General features: G+C 56.0%; 6 protein-coding genes and 1 pseudogene. All 7 read right to left on the reverse strand.

Features of this window, described 5'->3' with window-relative positions; all coding sequences use genetic code 11:
- Positions 1 to 14: 14 nt before the first annotated feature.
- Positions 15 to 290 carry a 30S ribosomal protein S19 gene (gene rpsS / locus ACIQUF_RS23020; RefSeq protein ID WP_003255482.1) on the reverse strand — a complete coding sequence of 92 codons (276 nt, stop codon included), beginning with the start codon at positions 288 to 290 and terminating at the stop codon, positions 15 to 17.
- A 16-nt stretch (positions 291 to 306) separates the two neighbouring features.
- Positions 307 to 1131 carry a 50S ribosomal protein L2 gene (gene rplB, locus ACIQUF_RS23025; protein WP_012316518.1) on the reverse strand — a complete coding sequence of 275 codons (825 nt, stop codon included), beginning with the start codon at positions 1129 to 1131 and terminating at the stop codon, positions 307 to 309.
- Positions 1132 to 1145: 14 nt separating this feature from the next.
- The gene (gene rplW / locus ACIQUF_RS23030) at positions 1146 to 1445 is read right to left on the reverse strand and encodes a 50S ribosomal protein L23 (protein WP_003255484.1); all 300 of its coding nucleotides are present in this window, start codon (positions 1443 to 1445) and stop codon (positions 1146 to 1148) included.
- On the reverse strand, positions 1442 to 2044 hold the full coding sequence (rplD, locus tag ACIQUF_RS23035; protein ID WP_003255485.1) for a 50S ribosomal protein L4: 603 nt from the start codon (positions 2042 to 2044) through the stop codon (positions 1442 to 1444). The genes rplW and rplD overlap by 4 nt, the downstream gene beginning before the upstream one ends.
- 12 nt (positions 2045 to 2056) lie before the next feature.
- Entirely contained in the window at positions 2057 to 2692 is a 636-nt protein-coding gene (gene rplC / locus ACIQUF_RS23040; RefSeq protein ID WP_403135790.1) for a 50S ribosomal protein L3, read from the reverse strand.
- 80 nt (positions 2693 to 2772) lie between these two features.
- Positions 2773 to 3084: a 30S ribosomal protein S10 gene (gene rpsJ, locus ACIQUF_RS23045; protein ID WP_003186070.1), complete on the reverse strand. Its 312-nt coding sequence runs from the start codon at positions 3082 to 3084 to the stop codon at positions 2773 to 2775.
- A gap of 141 nt (positions 3085 to 3225) precedes the next feature.
- A pseudogene (locus ACIQUF_RS23050) lies at positions 3226 to 3348 on the reverse strand (elongation factor Tu); the annotation flags it as partial.

Below are 3348 nucleotides of genomic sequence, written 5' to 3' on the forward strand. Positions count from 1 at the left end.
CATTTCCTTACCCCTTAACGCTTGGCTTTCTTGTCAGCCACGTGCCCGCGATAGGTGCGGGTACCGGCGAACTCGCCCAGTTTGTGGCCGACCATGTCTTCGTTCACGAGAACTGGGACATGCTGGCGACCGTTGTGAACCGCGATGGTCAGACCGACCATTTGTGGCAGGATCATCGAGCGACGCGACCAGGTTTTAACTGGTTTGCGATCGTTCTTCTCCACCGCCACTTCGACCTTCTTCAACAGGTGAAGATCGATAAAAGGACCTTTTTTCAGAGAACGTGGCACTGTCGTATCCCTCTAGTTACTTGCGACGACGGACGATCATGTTGTCGGTACGCTTATTACCGCGGGTTTTAGCACCCTTGGTTGGGAAGCCCCATGGCGATACCGGATGACGACCACCGGAGGTACGACCTTCACCACCACCATGTGGGTGGTCAACCGGGTTCATGGCAACACCACGAACGGTTGGGCGAACGCCGCGCCAGCGTTTGGCACCAGCTTTACCCAGCGAGCGCAGGCTGTGCTCGGAGTTCGAGACTTCACCCAGGGTCGCACGGCACTCAGCCAGTACTTTACGCATTTCGCCAGAGCGCAGACGCAGAGTCACGTAGACGCCTTCACGAGCGATCAGCTGAGCCGAAGCACCAGCGGAACGAGCGATCTGAGCACCTTTACCCGGCTTCAGTTCGATGCCGTGAATGGTGCTACCTACTGGGATGTTGCGCAGCTGCAGGGAGTTACCGGCCTTGATTGGGGCCAGTGCACCTGCGATCAGCTGGTCGCCAGCGCTCACGCCTTTAGGGGCGATGATGTAGCGACGCTCACCGTCTGCGTAGCACAGCAGGGCGATGTGAGCAGTACGGTTTGGATCGTATTCGATACGCTCGACAGTGGCTGGGATGCCATCTTTGTCGTTGCGACGGAAGTCGACCAGACGGTAATGCTGCTTATGACCACCACCAACGTGACGAGTGGTAATGCGGCCATTGTTGTTACGACCACCAGACTTCGATTTCTTCTCGAGCAGCGGTGCGTGAGGAGCGCCTTTGTGCAGCTCCTGGTTGACCACCTTGACCACGAAACGGCGGCCAGGGGAAGTCGGTTTGCATTTAACGATTGCCATGATGCACCCCTTCCTTACTCAGCACTGCTGCTGAAATCGAGATCTTGGCCTGGCTGAAGGGAGACGATCGCCTTCTTCCAGTCATTACGCTTGCCCAGACCACGTGCGGTACGCTTGGTTTTACCCAGAACGTTAACAGTCGACACGTTTTCAACTTTTACGTTGAACAGGCCTTCGACAGCTTTCTTGATTTCCAGCTTGGTTGCATCGGTAGCAACCTTGAATACGAACTGGCCTTTTTTCTCAGCCAGAACGGTAGCCTTCTCGGAAACGTGCGGGCCAAGGAGGACTTTAAATACGCGTTCCTGGTTCATCCCAGCAGCTCCTCGAATTTCTTCACGGCCGAGACAGTGATCAACACTTTCTCGTATGCGATCAGACTGACCGGGTCGGAACCCTGAACGTCACGTACATCGACGTGCGGCAGGTTGCGAGCAGCCAGGTACAGGTTCTGATCAACAGCATCCGAAACGATCAACACATCGCTCAGACCCATGCCGTTCAGCTTGTTCAGCAGGTCTTTGGTTTTCGGCGCTTCAACAGCGAAGTCCTGAACCACGACCAGACGGTCGCTACGCACCAGCTCAGCGAGGATGGAGCGCAGGGCTGCGCGATACATCTTCTTGTTGAGCTTCTGCGAGTGATCTTGAGGACGAGCTGCGAAGGTTACACCACCGCCACGCCAGATCGGACCACGAGTGGTACCAGCACGAGCACGGCCAGTACCCTTCTGACGCCATGGGCGCTTACCGCCACCAGCCACGTCGGAACGGGTCTTTTGCTGCTTGGTGCCCTGACGGCCGCCGGCCATGTAGGCCACGACTGCTTGGTGTACCAGCGTCTCGTTGAATTCGCCACCGAAAGTCAGTTCGGAAACTTCGATCGCCTGAGCGTCATTTACATTAAGTTGCATGTCAGTTTCCCCTTAACCGCGAGCCTTGACAGCCGGACGTACAACCACGTCGCCGCCAGTAGCGCCAGGAACGGCACCCTTGACGAGCAGCAGGTTGCGCTCAGCGTCTACGCGAACTACTTCCAGGGACTGAACAGTCACGCGCTCGGCGCCCATGTGACCGGACATTTTCTTGCCCTTGAACACACGACCAGGAGTCTGGCACTGGCCGATGGAACCAGGAACACGGTGCGACACGGAGTTACCGTGGGTGTTGTCCTGACCACGGAAGTTCCAGCGCTTGATGGTACCGGCGAAGCCTTTACCTTTGGACTGACCAGTAACGTCAACCAGCTGGCCTGCAGTGAAGAGTTCAGCTTTGATCGAGTCGCCAGCCTGGAACTCGCCTTCTTCAAGACGGAACTCCCAGATACCGCGACCAGCGGCAACGTTGGCCTTGGCGAAGTGACCTGCCTGAGCGGCAGTCACACGCGAAGCACGACGCTCGCCGACAGTGACTTGCACTGCACGGTAGCCATCGGTTTCTTCAGTTTTGAACTGGGTGACACGATTCGGCTCGATCTCAATGACCGTGACCGGAATGGAGACACCTTCTTCGGTGAAAATGCGGGTCATACCGCACTTGCGACCGACTACACCAATAGTCATGTTGTAACCTCATGAGTGTACGGGGCTTTCACCCGCTATGGCCGCCCATTTCAGAGCGTTACACGGACAAGACCGAAGTCTTAGCCGAGGCTGATCTGCACTTCCACACCTGCCGCCAGATCAAGCTTCATCAGCGCGTCAACGGTTTTATCCGTTGGCTGGACGATGTCCAGAACACGCTTATGAGTGCGGATCTCGTACTGGTCACGCGCGTCTTTGTTGACGTGTGGGGAAACCAGAACGGTGAAACGCTCTTTGCGGGTAGGCAGTGGAATTGGACCACGCACTTGTGCACCAGTACGTTTCGCGGTTTCCACGATTTCCTGGGTGGATTGGTCGATCAGGCGATGGTCGAAAGCCTTCAACCTGATACGGATTTGCTGATTTTGCATTGGATTTCAGACTCCAGGCTGTTCCCAACGGACGCACTACGCCCGCTAAAAGGAGGCGTGATTCTATAGACGCCCATATTTAGTGTCAACCCAATAAAAAAAACCCCCGCTGAGCGGGGGTTTTTTCAACCGATCGAGTGATTACTCGATGATTTTGGCTACGACGCCGGCGCCGACGGTACGACCGCCTTCACGGATAGCGAAGCGCAGACCGTCTTCCATTGCGATGGTCTTGATCAGGGTAACAGTCATCTGAATGTTGTC

Source organism: Pseudomonas sp. NPDC090233, assembly GCF_044772285.1.
Taxonomy (GTDB): Bacteria; Pseudomonadota; Gammaproteobacteria; order Pseudomonadales; family Pseudomonadaceae; genus Aquipseudomonas.

Coding starts and splice junctions, on each gene's coding strand:
- rplB (WP_012316518.1), bottom strand. CDS start 1,131: ATGGCAATCGTTAAATGCAAACCGACTTCCCCTGGCCGCCGTTTCGTG.
- rplW (WP_003255484.1), bottom strand. CDS start 1,445: ATGAACCAGGAACGCGTATTTAAAGTCCTCCTTGGCCCGCACGTTTCC.
- rplD (WP_003255485.1), bottom strand. CDS start 2,044: ATGCAACTTAATGTAAATGACGCTCAGGCGATCGAAGTTTCCGAACTG.
- rplC (WP_403135790.1), bottom strand. CDS start 2,692: ATGACTATTGGTGTAGTCGGTCGCAAGTGCGGTATGACCCGCATTTTC.
- rpsJ (WP_003186070.1), bottom strand. CDS start 3,084: ATGCAAAATCAGCAAATCCGTATCAGGTTGAAGGCTTTCGACCATCGC.